Below are 15533 nucleotides of genomic sequence, written 5' to 3' on the forward strand. Positions count from 1 at the left end.
TACCGTTACCGCCCGCGGAGCCGTCGTACGAGGATGCTGGCGTCCCCCCGGGTCTCCAGGTCGGCCAGCACCACGGCGACCGCCTCGCGCACGATCCGCCCCCGGTCGACGGCGAGCCCGTGCTCGCCCCGCAGCACGAGGCGCGCGTGCTCCAGATCCATGAGTTCCTCGGCGGACACGTACACCGTGATCTTCTCGTCGTGCCGCTCGCGCCCGCTGGGCCGCCGCGCGGCCGCCCGCCCGCGCTTGCGGGGCGCCGCCGCGGCAGAACCTTCCTGCGCCGCCGCCTGCTGCCCCTGCCGCCGCGCGGAGCGCTCCGCGCCCCGGCTGCGCGACTCGGCGTCGGCCGGCTCCGCGTCGGCCGCGACATGCTCGGCGCCGTCGCCGTCCCCGCCCTGTGCGGGCACCGCCTGCGGCGCGTCCTCGGCGGCGGGCGTCGCCGTGCCCTCCCCCGCGGGAGCCGGCACCCGGGCCTCGCCGTTGGCGCCGCGCCGGGGAGTGGATGCCTGGAGCGCCGTTCCCCCTGTCGTACGGAACAGTTCGTCGGCCCCCGGCAGACTCACTCGGCGTGACACCGGGCGAGCACCTCCCTGGCGAGCTGGCGATAGGCGGCGGCACCGACGGAGTTGGAGGCGTACGTGGTGATCGGCTCGCCGGCGACCGTGGTCTCCGGGAAGCGGACCGTGCGTCCGATGACCGTGTGGTAGACGTGGTCGTCGAACGCCTCGACGACCCGCGCGAGCACCTCACGGCTGTGCACCGTGCGCGAGTCGTACATCGTGGCGAGGATCCCGTCGAGCTCCAGCTCCGGGTTGAGCCGCTCCTGGACCTTCTCGATGGTCTCGGTCAGCAGCGCCACACCGCGCAGCGCGAAGAACTCGCACTCCAGCGGCACGATCACCTTGTGCGCGGCCGTCAGCGCGTTCACGGTGAGCAGGCCGAGCGAGGGCTGACAGTCGATCACGATGTAGTCGTAGTCGGGCAGCAGCGGCTTGAGCGCCCGCTGGAGCGAGGACTCCCGGGCGACCTCGGAGACCAGCTGGACCTCGGCCGCGGACAGGTCGATGTTGCTGGGCAGCAGGTCCATGTTGGGGACCGCGGTCTTCAGCAGCACCTCGTCGGCCGACAGGCCCCGCTCCATGAGCAGGTTGTAGACGGTGAGGTCCAGCTCCATCGGGTTGACGCCGAGCCCGACCGACAGCGCGCCCTGCGGGTCGAAGTCCACCAGCAGCACCCGGCGTCCGTACTCCGCGAGCGCGGCACCCAGGTTGATGGTGGACGTCGTCTTGCCGACGCCGCCCTTCTGGTTGCACATCGCGATGATCGTCGCGGGCCCGTGGTCGGTCAGCGGGCCCGGGATCGGGAAGTACGGCAGCGGGCGCCCGGTCGGGCCGACGCGCTCACGGCGCTGCCGGGCGGCGTCGGGCGCGAGCGTGGCCGCGTACTCCGGGTCGGGCTCGTACTCGGCGTCCGGGTCGTAGAAGTGCCCCTCGGGCAGTTCGTCGTAGTCGGCGAAGTGGTTGTGGGGCGCGCCACTTCCGTCGCCGGCCATGGCGTTCACGTGATGGCCATCCATGCTCTGGTGTGCTGGCTGGGTCACCCCTGACGTGTGGTGACCCTGATGGGCTGCGAAGGTGCGCACCGCGACGGAGCCGACAGCCTCGAACCCCGCGGGAGCCTGGCCCCGCGCAGGGCTTCCTGGTTGACCACCCCCGGGAGAAAATGTCGACTCATTCACAAGTCGTCTTACCTCCTTGGTGACCAGGGAACTTCCAGACAGGTCAGCGTGGCACCATGCCGACGGTTGGCGACTCTATGGCGTGTCGGGCGTCCGCAGCAACACAATCCGCCGGACCCGGCAGGATGTGTCGGCAATGAAACATCCCTCTGTCAAGGGCGTACGGCCGTCGCGCGGCAGGTTTCACCGGTGTGCGAATCGGTTCAAGGGTGACGTTCGAGGCGAGTTGGCCGCACGTCGCAAAGTGACCATACACACACCCGGCCGGACCTTGTCGGGCAAGGTCCGGCCGGGTGCCGACGGTTGACGACCTGTGTTGACGTATCGCCTTGTGCCTACGCGTGACGTGGACCGGATCGGTCAGCCGAGGAGCGACTCCAGCTCCACGTGGTCCAGGCCGTGCGCCTCGGCGACCTCGCGGTAAACCACCTTGCCGTCATGCGTGTTGAGGCCCCTGGCCAGCGCCGGGTCACGGCGCAGGGCCTCGGCCCAGCCGCGGTTGGCCAGCTCCACGATGTACGGGAGCGTGGCGTTGGTGAGGGCGTTGGTGGAGGTGTTCGGCACCGCGCCCGGCATGTTGGCGACGCAGTAGAAGACCGACTGGTGGACGGCGAAGGTCGGCTCGGCGTGCGTGGTGGGCCGGGAGTCCTCGAAGCAGCCGCCCTGGTCGATCGCGATGTCGACAAGGACACTTCCCGGCTTCATCCGGGCGACCAGCTCGTTGGTGACGAGCTTCGGCGCCTTGGCGCCCGGGATGAGCACCGCGCCGATGACGAGGTCGGCGTCGAGGACGGCCTTCTCCAACTCGAACGAGTTGGACATGATCGCCTTGACCCTGGTGCCGAAGATCCGGTCGGCCTCGCGCAGCTTGTTGATGTCGCGGTCCAGCAGGGTCACGTCGAAGCCCATGCCGACGGCGATCTGGGTGGCGTTCCAGCCGGAGACGCCGCCGCCGATGACGACGGCCCTGGCCGGGGTCACGCCGGGGACGCCGCCGGGCAGCACGCCGCGGCCGCCGGCCGCGCGCATCAGGTGGTAGGCGCCGACCTGCGGGGCGAGGCGGCCCGCGACCTCGGACATCGGGGCGAGCAGCGGCAGCGCGCGGCTCGGCAGCTCGACCGTCTCGTAGGCGATGGCGGTGGTGCCGGACTCCAGCAGGGCGTCCGTGCACTCCTTGGAGGCGGCCAGGTGCAGGTAGGTGAAGAGCGTCTGGTCCTTGCGGAGGCGGTGGTACTCCTCCGCGATGGGCTCCTTGACCTTCAGCAGCAGGTCGGCGGAGGTCCACACCTCGTCGGCGGTCTCCAGGATCTGCGCACCGGCGGCGACGTACTCGGCGTCCGTGATCGAGGAGCCGAGACCGGCACCGCGCTCGATGACGACCTGGTGGCCGTTGCGCACCAGCTCGTGCACGCCGGCGGGGGTGATGGCCACCCGGAACTCGTTGTTCTTGACCTCGCGGGGGATGCCGACCTTCACGTCGATCACGGTCCTTGGCTCAGAGGGGGGTGCAGTACGTGGCATACCCGCATGTTCAGGGCACACCGGGAGACACCGCAGGAGAACGTGCGGCAGAGCCAGTCTAATGAAGGTGTTCCCGCTGTCTAGCCTTTCATTGCATCAATCTTTGACGGATGTACTGCGGATTTCGCAGGCGTTAGCGGCTTGTTCCCTGGCTGAGTCTGGCGTTTCGGCCTCCTGCGCCTCCTGGATCTCCTCCCCCAGCATGCGCTCGGCGGCGCTGCGGTGCAGCAGGGCGGCCGCCGGGTCGCCGAGGTGCTCCAGCGTGTCGGCCAGCCGCAGGTGCAGCGCGGCCTGCAGGCGCACGTCCTCCGCGCGCCGCGCCCACTCGACGGCTTCCTGGCAGGTGCGCAGCGACTCCTCGGGCCGCCCCGCGTACTCCTGCACCCGGGCCAGCTCGCTCAACGCCCGGGCGTGCGCGGCCACATCGCCCAGCCTTCGGTACCCGGCGACGGCGGCCCGCCAGTTGCGCTGCGCCTCGCCGTAGTGGCCCGCGTAGGTGTGCGCCGTCGCGATCCGGCCGTACAGCCGGGCGGCCTCCTCGCGCTCCCCGCGGGCCAGCCGTTCGGCCAGCGCCCGGCCGAACCAGTCGGCGGCCCGGTCGTGATCGCCGAGCTCCTGGTGCGCGCCGCCTACGGATTCCATCGCGCGCCCGGTCGCATACGGGTCGTTCGCCCTGCGTCCGGCGTCCAGCGCGGCCCGGTACCGGACCAGGGCGTCGCTCGTCCGGCCGGTCCTGGCGTCCAGGTCGCCCAGGTTCAGCAGCGCCGCCGCCTGCTCCCGGGGCAGGTCCCGGCGCTCGGCCACGTCGAGGACCAGCCGGTGGATGCCGTACAGGTCGAACGCGGCGGCCTGCGTCCCGACGTGCGCCACCGTCGCCCGCACCAGCTGGGACATCAGCCGCCGGGCCAGCGTGTCCAGCTCCCCGTCGGCGACCGCGAGCCGGGCCGAGGCGAGCAGCGCCGGGCGGCGCAGGCGCAGCCAGTCGGCGGCCTCCCGGGGGGTGGCGAAGCGCAGCGCGCGCGGGGTGCCGGCCAGCTTCTCGCGGGCCTGCGCGCTGTCCGTCTCGGTGATCGCCCGGCAGGACTGCAGCAGCCGCACCGTGCGCTCCAGCATCCGGGCGCGGGCCAGCCGGAGCTCGGCGGGGCGGTCCTCGGCCTCGGTGACGGCGCGCAGCAGCGGGTGCAGGCAGCCCGGTACCTCGTACTCCGGCAGCGGTGCCGCGGCGCGGCGCAGCAGGCCGAGGGCGACGAAGTCGTCCAGGGTGTGCCGGGCGCCGCTGACCGAGCAGCCGGCGAGCGCGGAGGCGGTGTGCGGGTCGACGCGGCCGGCCGGGGCGAGGGAGAGCAGCCGCAGCACCCGGGCGGCGGAGCCGGGCAGCGCGGAGTAGGCCAGCCGGAAGACGCGGCTGAGGGCGGTCCCGTCGTCGCCCACGGCGTGCAGCTGCTTGGTGAGGTCGGCGACGGCCGCCTGGGGGCGGGCGGCGAGCCAGCCGCCGGCCAGCATCAGGGCGGCGGGCTGGGCCTGGCAGGCCTCGACGAGCCCCTCCGCCGCCCGCGGGTCGACGGTGATCCGTACCGAGCCGGTGTGCCGGGACAGCAGCTCGACGGCGGACTTGGTGTCGAGGCCGCCGAGGGTGCAGGGGCGGACGTCCGAGATGCCGGTGAGCGGGCCCCGGGCGACGGCGACGACCAGGCAGTCCGGGCTGTCCGGGAGCAGGGCGTCGACCTGCTCGGCGTCGGCCGCGTCGTCCAGCAGGAGCAGCACCCGGCGCTCGGTCAGCGCCTCGCGGAGCGCCGCCGTGAGGTCGTCCGCGGCGGCCCCGGGCGGGGTCGGCAGGCCCAGGACGGTGAGCAGGTCCGCCGCGGCGCGGTCCACCGGCACGGGCGTGCCGTCGGGTTCGCCGAGCCGGGCCCGCAGCACCCCGTCCGGGTAGCGGTGGGCGACCTGGCGTACCAGTTCCCCGGCGAGGGACGTACGGCCGGAGCCGGGGCGGCCCGCGATCAGCAGTACCCGCGCCCGGGGGGCCTTGCGGCCGGAGAGGGTGTCCAGTCCCGCGCGCTCGATGTCGGCGCGCAGCTCCTTCAACTCCCTTGTGCGGCCCAGGAACCGGCCCGGTGCGGACGCGTCCGACACCCGTACGCCGTCTGGGTCCACCGCCTGCTCCGCCACGGGCCACGCTCCCGTCCACCCGCACGCGCGAAAGCCCGCCGGGACTCCGGTTCGGGCGTCGCACCTGCTGTTCGGCTCACTCGTGGAGAGCCTAGTTCACGCTCTGCGACGAACCGGGCGGAGCGCGGCGGGCACATCCCCCGATCGGATCAGGCGATGGTCACACCGGAGGGCGTCGCGTGCGGCGCGGGGCGGCTCAGGCCTCGAAGGGGCGGGCCGGCCACGGCGCCTCGGCCGGGCGCAGCGCGTCGAGCCCGTCGCCCTGCCGCGCGGCGACCAGCGACAGCACCCCCACGACGAGGCAGGTGTTGTGCAGCTCGCCGGCCAGGACGCCACGGACCAGTTCCTCGACCGGGACCCGCGCGAGCTCCAGGTCGGTCTCCTCGTGCTCGGCCTGGAAGCGCTCGCCCTCGGCCTGGGACAGCTCGCGGGCCAGGAAGACCCGCACGGCCTCGTCGCAGCCGCCGGGCGTGGGGTAGACGTCGGTCAGCACCCGCCAGTCCTCGGCCTTGACGTGCGCCTCCTCGTACAGCTCGCGCTGGGCGGCGTGCAGCGGGTTCTCGCCGGGCACGTCGAGCAGGCCGGCCGGGATCTCCCACAGCTTCTGGCGCACGGGGTGGCGGTACTGGCGCAGCACCAGCACCCGGCCGTCGTCGTCGAGCGCGAGCACCGCGACCGAGCCGGGGTGGACCTGGTAGTCGCGGCGCGCCACCGTGCCGTCGGGCATCACCACGTCGTCCGTGCGGACCGAGGTCTTGCCGCCCACGAAGGGGGTCTCCGTCGCGCGGATCTCCCACTCCTCGTGGGTGTCCTTGATCGTCATGCCCTGTCCTTCCCGCCGTGTCACCGGACGTGCCACCACCGCACCGGGGTGCCCCTCACGTCGCGGAGCGGCACCCCGGCCACCGTACAACCGGTTGCTACTTGCCGTTCTTCCGCTCGACCGCGGCCTTCACCAGCCCGGCGAACAGCGGGTGCGGACGCGTCGGCCGGGAGCGCAGCTCCGGGTGCGCCTGGGTGGCGACCAGGTACGGATGCACCTCGCGCGGATACTCCACGTACTCGACGAGCTTGCCGTCCGGGGAGGTGCCCGAGAACAGCAGGCCGGCCTTCTTCTCCAGCTCCGAGCGGTAGGCGTTGTTGACCTCGTAGCGGTGGCGGTGCCGCTCCTCGACGTACTCCTTGCCGTCGTACACCTCGCGCACGACGGAGCCCTCGGCCAGCTTGGCCGGGTACATGCCCAGTCGCATGGTGCCGCCCATGTCGCCCTCGCCGGCGACGATGTCGAGCTGCTCGGCCATGGTGGAGATGACCGGGTGGGCGGTGGCCGGGTCGAACTCGGTGGAGTTGGCGTCGGCGATGCCGGCCAGGTTGCGCGCGGCCTCGATCACGATGCACTGCAGGCCGAGACAGAGGCCGAGCAGCGGGATCCGGTTCTCGCGGGCGTACTGGATGGCGCCGACCTTGCCGGAGACACCGCGGTCGCCGAAGCCGCCCGGGACGCAGATGGCGTCCACGTCGGACAGCTGCGCCTCGGCGCCGGCCGGGGTCCGGCAGTCGTCGGAGGTGACCCACTTGATCTTCACGCGGGTCCTGTTGGCGAAGCCGCCCGCGCGCAGCGCCTCGGTGACCGACAGGTAGGCGTCGGGCAGGTCGAGGTACTTGCCGACCAGCGCGAGGGTGATCTCGTGCCGCGGGTCGTGCACGCGGTCGAGCAGGTCGTCCCAGGTCGTCCAGTCGACGTCCCGGAAGGGCAGGTCGAGGCGGCGGACCGCGTAGGCGTCCAGGCCCTCGGAGTGCACGACCTTGGGGATGTCGTAGATCGACGGCGCGTCGGGGCAGGCCACGACGGCGGCCTCGTCGACGTCGCACATCAGCGAGATCTTGCGCTTGATGGCGGTCGGCACCTCGCGGTCGCAGCGCAGCACGATGGCGTCCGGCTGGATGCCGATGTTGCGCAGGGCGGCGACCGAGTGCTGGGTCGGCTTCGTCTTCAGCTCGCCCGAGGGCCCGATGTAGGGCAGCAGCGAGATGTGCACCACGAAGACGTTGTCCCGGCCGACCTCGTGCCGGACCTGGCGGACGGTCTCCAGGAAGGGCAGCGACTCGATGTCGCCGACCGTGCCGCCGACCTCGGTGATGACCACGTCCACCTCGTCGGTGGCCATCCGGCGGATGCGGTGCTTGATCTCGTTGGTGATGTGCGGGATGACCTGCACGGTGTCACCGAGGTACTCGCCGCGCCGCTCCTTGGCGATCACCGTCGAGTAGACCTGGCCGGTGGTGACGTTGGCGGAGCCGTCGAGATCGCGGTCCAGGAAGCGCTCGTAATGGCCGATGTCCAGGTCGGTCTCGGCGCCGTCGTTGGTGACGAACACCTCACCGTGCTGGAAGGGATTCATCGTGCCCGGGTCGACGTTGATGTAAGGGTCGAGCTTCTGCATCACGACACGCAGCCCCCGGGCCTTGAGCAGCATGCCCAGGCTGGAGGCGGTCAGGCCCTTGCCCAGAGAAGAGGCGACACCCCCGGTGACGAAGATGTGCTTGGTCGTCGAAGATTTGGGCGGCATGGCCAAGAGGAGGCTCCCGTGGTCTCGGTCTGGGGGTGCGGGGCGGCCGTCCGGCCCGGGGTACCCGGGGCTGCTGGAGGAGCCGTCGTTGCGGTTCGGGGGTTTCGAGCCCACCGGTCCACGGGCTACCAGGGTATCAGCGACGGGGCCCGGCGGCGCCCGGGTACGCTCCGCGCACGCCCCGCCACGCACGCGTACCGCTCACACGTTTCTCACCCGGCGCTCACTCGTTCGGCGCAGAGGTGTTGCCCACAGCGGCACGCAGATCATCTACGTGCGTCGTATCCTGCTCGGACACTCGCTGCCGAGCCAGCCGGCGACACGGCACCACCCCCGCCCGTAGGCGCCGGAACAACAAGAGCTCGTCAGATCGTTGAGCGACGGCGGTCGTTTTGCCTCCGGGCACGGCGGCGGTTTTACTGCACAGCTCAACGTCGCATTACAACGACCCCTTGACCGCACTAGCGAAAGCCCCTCTGGGGCTACGTGGCCGTTCGACTGGAGTTGCACGTGGCCGGGCGCATCGAAGACTACGCACTCATCGGAGACATGCAGACCGCTGCCCTGGTCTGCCGGGACGGCACGGTCGACTGGCTGTGCCTGCCCCGCTTCGACTCGCATGCCATCTTCGCCGGTCTGCTGGGCACCGAGGAGCACGGTTTCTGGCGGATCGGCCCGGCCCACGCCGCCGACGCCGAGCCGCCGACCGCCGACCGGCGCAGCTACCGCGGCGACTCGCTCATCCTGGAGTCCGAGTGGGACACCCCGCGCGGCACGGTCCGCGTGATCGACTTCATGCCGCCGCGTGACGGCGCCCCGCAGCTGATCCGGATCGTGGAGGGCGTCTCGGGCCGGGTGCCGATGCGGTCGGCGCTGCGCATGCGCTTCTCGTACGGCCGGATCGTGCCGTGGGTGCACAAGCACGAGGGCCGGACGGTCGCCGTCGCGGGCCCGGACTCCGTGTGGTTCGACACCGCCACCGAGACCTACGGCAAGGCGCTGACCACCTACGCGGACTTCACCGTCGCGCCCGGCGACCGGATCGCGTTCACCATCTCGTGGCAGCCCTCGCACCGCGAGCCGCCGCCCCTGCCGGAGCCGGAGCAGTCGCTGGAGGCGACGGAGGACTTCTGGCGCGAGTGGGTGGAGCACTGTACGTACCACGGCCCGTACCGCGAGGCGGTGATCCGCTCGCTGATCACGCTCAAGGCCCTGACGTACGCGCCCACCGGCGGCATCGTCGCGGCGCCCACCACCTCGCTGCCCGAGGAGATCGGCGGCGTGCGCAACTGGGACTACCGCTACACCTGGCTCCGCGACGCCGCGATCACCCTGTCCTCGCTGCTGCGCACCGGCTACCGCGAGGAGGCCCGCGCCTGGCGCGAGTGGCTGCTGCGCGCGGTGGCCGGCGACCCGGAGAACCTCCAGATCATGTACGGCATCGCCGGCGAGCGCGAGCTGGGCGAGGCGGAGCTGGACTGGCTGCCCGGCTACGAGAACTCCGCCCCGGTCCGGGTCGGCAACGGCGCCGCCCACCAGCTCCAGCTCGACGTGTACGGCGAGGTCACCGAGGCCCTGCACCTGGCCCACATGACCGGCCTGGCCCGCAGCGACTACGCCTCGCTGCTCCAGCTCAAGCTGATCCGCTACCTGGAGGACCACTGGCAGGCGCCGGACGAGGGCATCTGGGAGGTGCGCGGCCCGCGCCGCCACTTCGTGCACTCCAAGGTCATGGCCTGGGTCGCCGTCGACCGCACGATCAAGCTGCTGGAGTCCGGTGACGCGGACGGCCCGCTGGAGCGCTGGCGCGACCTGCGCGACGACATCCACCGGGACGTGTGCGAGAAGGGCTACGACAAGGAGCGCAACACCTTCACGCAGTCCTACGGCTCCAAGGAGCTGGACGCCTCGCTGCTGCTGATCCCGCAGATGGGCTTCCTGCCGCCGGACGACAAGCGGGTGATCGGCACCATCGAGGCCATCCAGCGGGAGCTGTCCACGCCGGACGGCTTCATCCTGCGCTACCCGACCTCCGGCGAGGACGCCGGTGTCGACGGCCTCCCCGGCGACGAGGGCGCCTTCCTGGCCTGCTCGTTCTGGATGGCCGACGACCTCGCGATGATCGGCCGCGTCGACGAGGCCCGCCGGCTGTTCGAGAAGCTGCTGTCGCTGCGCAACGACCTCGGCCTGCTCGCCGAGGAGTGGGACCCCCGCCTCCAGCGCCAGGTGGGCAACTTCCCGCAGGCCTTCAGCCACGTTCCGCTGATCGACACGGCCCTGCGGCTGACGGCCTCGGGGGCGTACGGCGGCTGAGCGGGTGTAGGTTCCCAGCTCCCGTGTCTTTTTCCCGCGAACCGTGGCCACTCGGCGACCTCGGTCGAGACTGCGCAGGTCAGAGACCTGACCTCGACAAACGACGCCGAGGATTCGGACACCGCGGTGAAAATGAGCGGCTGGACACAGCGTGAGACAACGCGAGAAGCCGCAGGTCACGGCCTCGCCGTAGGACACGAGCAGCGAGAACCTACAGCGGGCCGGGCACGCCAGGGGGCCGCGGCCGCCTGGCGCCGCGGCCGGGCCCGCGGCGCCGGGGCGAACGTTGCCTGCCGCGGCACTAGGCTGGAAGCGCACCTGTCCCGGCCGGGGAAGGGGCGGCCATGTCCTCCAAGGCGCACACGGCCCTCGTCGAGCTCCGCGAGGACCTCGACGGCGACGTGTTCGCCCCGTGGGACCCCGGCTACGACGCGGCCCGGGCCGTCTTCAACGCCGCGGTCGACCGGCGGCCCGCGGTGATCGCGCAGTGCGCGCACGCGGACGACGTCGTGCGGGCAGTGCGGTTCGGGCGGGCGCTGGACCTGAACATCGCGGTGCGCGGCGGCGGGCACAGCGTCGCGGGGATGGGCACGAACGACGCCGGCCTGGTGATCGACCTGCGCCGGCTGCGCGGCGTCACGGTCGACCCCGCGGCCGAGGCGGTCCGCGTCGAGGGCGGCGCCACCTGGGGCCGGCTGGACCGCGCGACCCAGCCCCACGGCCTGGCCACCACCGGCGCCCGGGCCTCCACCACCGGTGTCGCCGGCTCCGTGCTGGGCGGCGGCAGCGGCTGGCTGGAACGCTCCTGCGGTCTGGCCGCCGACAACCTGCTCGGCGTCGAGCTGGTCACCGCGAACGGCGACCGCGTCCGCGCGAGCGCCGACGAGAACCCGGAGCTGTTCTGGGCCCTGCACGGCGGCGGCGGCAACTTCGGCGTCGCCACCGCCGTCACCCTCAAGCTGTACGAGGTGCCGGAGTTCGCCGTCGCGCTGGTGGTGTACCTGCCGGAGCACGCGAGGGAGGCGGTCCGCACCTACCGGGAGGTCGTCGCGTCCGGCCCGCTGGAGGCGGGCGGCGCGGTCGTCTGGCGGACCGGAGCACCGGCCGGCCCGCCGCTGTGCCGGGTGCTGCTGACGTACGCGGGGTCCGAGGAGGACCTGCGCAAGCTGGCCGAGCCGCTGCTGGCGCTGCCGCACGAGTCGCAGGTGGTCACCGCGCTGCCGTACGCCGAGGCGCAGTGCGCCTTCGACGCCCCGCCGGGCCTGCGCCACCACTGGTCGGCGGAGTGCCTGTCCGGCGCGCCGGACGACTTCGTGGACGCCTTCTGCGCCCTCGCGGAGACCCTGCCGGTGCCGACGGCCACCCGGCACACGCTGTTCCCGCTGGGCGGCGCGGTCGCCGACGCCCCGGCCGACCACCTGGTGCCGTACCGGGACGCGGCCTGGGCCGTGCATCCCTTCGGCAGCTGGGCGGACCCGGCGGACGACGAGCGGTGCACGGCCTGGGTCGAGGAGGTCCGCGCCGCCGTCCGGCCGTGGAGCACCGGCGCGGTCCACCTCAACTTCGTCGGCGACGAGGGACGCGACCGGGTACGGGCCGGACTCGGACCGCACAACATGTGGCGGCTGGGCGTGCTGAAACGGCGCTACGACCCGGACAACGTGTTCCGCTTCAACCACAACATCAGGCCGCTGTAGCCGCTCCGGGCCACCGCGCGGGGCCCGCACCGCGCCGGCCGGGCGGGGATCGCCGCCGTACCGACCCGGGGATGCCACCGGAGCGTGCACGCGGGTAGCGTCCGCTGCATGGACAGCCGATTCGACAGCACGGGCGCCGGGATCACCGTTCAGCGGGCGCTGGAGCTGCCCGGCCTGCGCAGCGGGCTGCCCGAGGTGCTCGCGGGCGCGGAGCGGCTGCGGCGGACCGTGCGCTGGGTGCACGCCGGCGAGGTGCCGAACATCGCCTCCCTGCTCAAGGGCGGTGAACTGCTGCTGACCACCGGGTACGGCCTCGGCACCCGCCCGGCGGACCAGCGCGCCTTCGTCCGCACCCTGGCCGAGCGCGGCATCGCGGCCCTGGTCGTGGAGCTCGGCCCGCGCTTCGCCCGGCTGCCCGCCGCCCTGGTCGAGACGGCCCGCACGGCCGGGCTGCCGCTGGTCCAGCTGCACCGCGAGGTGCCGTTCGTGACGGTCACCGAGGAGATCCACACCGAGATCGTCAACGGCCACTACGCGCTGCTGCAGCGCGCCGAGGAGGTGCACCGCCGCTGCACCGGGGCGCTGCTGGGCGGCGGCGGCGTTCCGCAGGTCCTCGGCATCCTGGCCGACTTCAGCGGCAACCCGGTCTTCCTGGAGACCACGGACGGCCAGTTGCTGTACGCCGCCGGGGCCGGGCCCGAGGGGGCGGATCCGCTCCAGGTGTGGGAGGGGCTGCGTGGCCGGCACAAGGACGCGCCGCCGGCCGGGTCGGTGCTGGTGGACGTGCCGGGCGGCGGCCCCGCGACGGGTCCGGGGCCGGGCACGGGCGTGGTGCGGGCCAGGCTGGTGCTGCTGCCGGTGCGCGCGCCGCTGGCGCCGGTGCACCGGATCGCCGCCGAGCGGACCGCGGGCATCCTGGCCGTGGTCCTGATGCAGGCCCGCCAGGAGGAGGAGCTGGCCGCGCGCGGGCGCGGCGACTTCCTGACCGACCTCGCCGAGGGCCGGATCACCGCCGAGGACGCCCCGGCGCAGGCGCGGGTGCTCGGCTTCAAGCCGGGCGGCAGCCCGCTGCTGCCGGTGGTGATGCGGTTGGGCGGCGCGCTCTCGCCGGGCGGCGGCTGGGCGGTGCTGGCGCGGGCCGTCTCGGAGGAGCTGGCCCTGGTGGGCGTGCCGGTGCTGCTCGGGGTGCGCCCGGTGGAGGGCCGGGTGCTGGTACTGCTCGGCCTGCGCGCGGAGTCGGAGCGCCCGGCGGTCGCCGACCGGGTCGCGGCGGCGCTGCGGGCCGGTGTCGAACGGGCCGGGATGCGGCGTCCGGGGGCGCGGCCGCCGGTCGTGGTGGCCGGCGTGGCCGGGGGCTGGGCGACGGCGTCCGCGGGGCTGCGGCACGCGGCGGAGACGGCGACCGCCGCGCAGGGGCTCCCGGACCGCCCCTGGTACGACGCGCGCCGGCTGGACATCGACCTGCTGCTGTGGCGGCTGCGCGACCATCCGGACCTGGCGGCCTTCGTGGACCGGGCGATCGGGCCGGTCCAGGACCACGACGACCGGGCCAGGCCGCCGCTGCTGCTGCCCACCCTGGAGACCTACCTCGCGCACGCGGGACGCAAGGCGGAGACGGCCCGGGAGCTGCACCTCAACCGGCAGACGCTCTACAACCGGCTGGCCCGGATCGGCGAGTTGCTGGGCACCGACCTGGACGACCCGCAGACGGTGCTGGCGTTGAGCCTCGCCCTGCGGGCCCGCCGGCACGTCGGGCAGGCCGACGGCGCCGGCCGCGCCCCGGCCGCCGCCCAGCCGGCGGCGCCGGTCAGATCAGCGGCCGGTGCTGCGTCAGCTCGTCGTACACGCTGAGCACTTGGGCGACCGTCTCGTCCTCGGTCGGCCAGGTCGCCGCCTGCCGCAGCCCCTTGTCCCGCAGCAGCTCGCGCCGCTCCGGGTCGCCGAGCAGCCGGACGACGGCCTCGGCGAACGCCCCGGCGTCGCCCGGCGGGACCAGTTCGGCCGCGTCGCCGACGAGTTCGGGGACGGAGCCGGCGGAGGTGGCGACCAGCGGCACGCGCGCGTGCAGGGCCTCCTGGGCCAGGACGGACCGTGACTCCCACCGGCTGGGCAGCAGCACCAGGTCGGCGGCGGCGAGCAGCTCGGCCACGTCGTCGCGCCGGCCGAGCAGCCGTACCGGCAGCTCCTCCTCCTCGATCCGGCGCTGCAGCACCGCGCGCAGCGGCCCCTCGCCCGCGACGGCGACCAGCGGCAGGGGATCGAGCCGCCGCCAGGCGCGGGCGGCGTCGAGCAGGACGTCGTAGCCGCGCTGGTGGTCGAGGGAACCGACGGCCAGCAGCAACGGGCGCCCGGTGGCGCCGAGTTCGGCCCGGGTCTTGGGGCGCGCGGGGTCGGGGTCGGCGGGCTCGGCGCATGCGCGGCGCCCGGGCAGGCCGACGGCGGCGAGCCGGGCGTCCCGGGCGCCCGCCCCGCGCGCCCGGTCGACCAGGTCCGAGGTGGTGCCGAGCACCACGGCGGCCGCCCGCACCACCCGGCGCTCCAGCAGGCGCAGGAAGTGGGCGCGCGCCCCCTCGGCGTGGGCGTGGCTGTGCCAGGTGACGATCAGCGGGGTGCGCCGGCCGGCCAGGGCGAGCGCGGCGCGGAAGGAGGCGTGCAGCCCGTGCGCGTGCACCAGGTCGGCGCCCGCGCAGGCGGCGCGCAGCGCCGCCACGGAACCCGGGTCGCTGCTGCGCGGCACATGGACGTGCTCGGCGCCGGCCCCGCTGAAGTCGTAGGTGTGATCCGCCTCGGCGGGGGCGCACACCGTGACCCGCACGCCCCGTGCGACGAGCCCCGCGGCCAGCGAGCGCACGTGCGCGCTGCTGCCGGCGTTGCCGCCGCCGAGCACCTGCACGGTGCGCAGCGTCGACCGGCCGTGCGGGACGGGGCTGCTCACGGAGGTCACGTGGCCGGGGCTCCTGGGGTCGGCGGGGGACAGTCACGGCGGTCACGGCGGTCACGGCGGTCACGGAGAAACGTACAGAAGGTCGCGGCGGACGGGGACACCGCGCGGCCCCCTCCGCGTACTCGCCCAAGGATGCCAGGACGTACGGCCGTTCCGGCAACGCCGGAGATCACACGCTCCCACACGCCGGGGCAACGCGCCGTCCCGCATCACTCTCCCGAGTGATCCCGCCGACCGCTCGCCCGGTCCCCGCACACCGCCGCGGCCACCACACCGACCGCGCAGACGGCCGGCCCGGCCCGCCCGGAAGCCGCGACGACGGCCACCCCGAGCACGGCACCCAGCGCATGCGCGCCCGTGTCGCCGAGCATCACGCGCTCCCCCAGGTCGTCCGGGAGCACGGCACCGGCCGCCCCGAGCGCGACGGCCGCCAGGTCCGCCGCCCCCGGCCGCGCGGACAGCAGCCCCGGGGCGGCGAGCGCGACGACCGCCCCGGCGGCCCTGCCCGGCCGCACGTCCACCAGGTCGGGAGCACGGCACCGGCCGCCCCGAGCGCGACGGCCGCCAGGTCCGCCGCCCCC

Annotated in this window: 10 protein-coding genes and 1 pseudogene; 3 read left to right on the top strand and 8 right to left on the bottom strand. The window is 73.9% G+C overall.

Annotation, left to right across the window (positions count from 1 at the left end; translation table 11 throughout):
* Positions 1 to 5 precede the first annotated feature (5 nt).
* From ACFF45_RS25720 to pyrG, 6 genes are all read right to left on the bottom strand, one after another.
* Positions 6 to 575, bottom strand: a complete 570-nt coding sequence (locus ACFF45_RS25720; protein ID WP_381348832.1) for a hypothetical protein — start codon at positions 573 to 575, stop codon at positions 6 to 8.
* The gene (locus ACFF45_RS25725) at positions 560 to 1738 is read right to left on the bottom strand and encodes a ParA family protein (RefSeq protein ID WP_381348833.1); all 1179 of its coding nucleotides are present in this window, start codon (positions 1736 to 1738) and stop codon (positions 560 to 562) included. The genes ACFF45_RS25720 and ACFF45_RS25725 overlap by 16 nt, the downstream gene beginning before the upstream one ends.
* 360 nt (positions 1739 to 2098) lie before the next feature.
* Positions 2099 to 3223, bottom strand: coding sequence for an alanine dehydrogenase (gene ald / locus ACFF45_RS25730; RefSeq protein ID WP_381348834.1), 1125 nt, complete (start codon positions 3221 to 3223; stop codon positions 2099 to 2101).
* Between the two features lie 132 nt (positions 3224 to 3355).
* Positions 3356 to 5428 carry a tetratricopeptide repeat protein gene (locus ACFF45_RS25735; RefSeq protein WP_381348835.1) on the bottom strand — a complete coding sequence of 691 codons (2073 nt, stop codon included), beginning with the start codon at positions 5426 to 5428 and terminating at the stop codon, positions 3356 to 3358.
* Positions 5429 to 5624: 196 nt separating this feature from the next.
* Entirely contained in the window at positions 5625 to 6251 is a 627-nt protein-coding gene (locus tag ACFF45_RS25740) for an NUDIX domain-containing protein (RefSeq protein ID WP_381348836.1), read from the bottom strand.
* 97 nt (positions 6252 to 6348) lie between these two features.
* Positions 6349 to 7998 carry a CTP synthase gene (gene pyrG, locus ACFF45_RS25745; protein WP_381348837.1) on the bottom strand — a complete coding sequence of 550 codons (1650 nt, stop codon included), beginning with the start codon at positions 7996 to 7998 and terminating at the stop codon, positions 6349 to 6351.
* Between the two features lie 510 nt (positions 7999 to 8508).
* Between pyrG and ACFF45_RS25750 the strand changes: the two genes are divergently transcribed.
* The 3 genes from ACFF45_RS25750 to ACFF45_RS25760 all read left to right on the top strand — a co-directional run bounded on the left by ACFF45_RS25750 (position 8509) and on the right by ACFF45_RS25760 (position 13859).
* Positions 8509 to 10311, top strand: a complete 1803-nt coding sequence (locus ACFF45_RS25750; protein ID WP_381348854.1) for a glycoside hydrolase family 15 protein — start codon at positions 8509 to 8511, stop codon at positions 10309 to 10311.
* 344 nt (positions 10312 to 10655) lie between these two features.
* Positions 10656 to 12008, top strand: a complete 1353-nt coding sequence (locus tag ACFF45_RS25755; RefSeq protein WP_381348838.1) for an FAD-binding oxidoreductase — start codon at positions 10656 to 10658, stop codon at positions 12006 to 12008.
* 108 nt (positions 12009 to 12116) lie between these two features.
* Entirely contained in the window at positions 12117 to 13859 is a 1743-nt protein-coding gene (locus ACFF45_RS25760) for a PucR family transcriptional regulator (protein WP_381348839.1), read from the top strand.
* Here the strand turns inward: ACFF45_RS25760 and ACFF45_RS25765 are convergent.
* Complete coding sequence (locus ACFF45_RS25765; protein WP_381348840.1) at positions 13816 to 14952, bottom strand: glycosyltransferase family 4 protein; 1137 nt, start codon at positions 14950 to 14952, stop codon at positions 13816 to 13818. The genes ACFF45_RS25760 and ACFF45_RS25765 overlap by 44 nt on opposite strands.
* 209 nt (positions 14953 to 15161) lie before the next feature.
* Positions 15162 to 15533 (bottom strand): annotated as a pseudogene (locus ACFF45_RS25770) (hypothetical protein); the annotation flags it as partial.

The organism is Streptomyces cinereospinus, from assembly GCF_042430725.1.
GTDB classification, from domain to species: Bacteria; Actinomycetota; Actinomycetes; order Streptomycetales; family Streptomycetaceae; genus Streptomyces; species Streptomyces cinereospinus.

Coding starts and splice junctions, on each gene's coding strand:
- ACFF45_RS25760 (WP_381348839.1), top strand. CDS start 12,117: ATGGACAGCCGATTCGACAGCACGGGCGCCGGGATCACCGTTCAGCGG.
- pyrG (WP_381348837.1), bottom strand. CDS start 7,998: ATGCCGCCCAAATCTTCGACGACCAAGCACATCTTCGTCACCGGGGGT.
- ACFF45_RS25740 (WP_381348836.1), bottom strand. CDS start 6,251: ATGACGATCAAGGACACCCACGAGGAGTGGGAGATCCGCGCGACGGAG.
- ACFF45_RS25755 (WP_381348838.1), top strand. CDS start 10,656: ATGTCCTCCAAGGCGCACACGGCCCTCGTCGAGCTCCGCGAGGACCTC.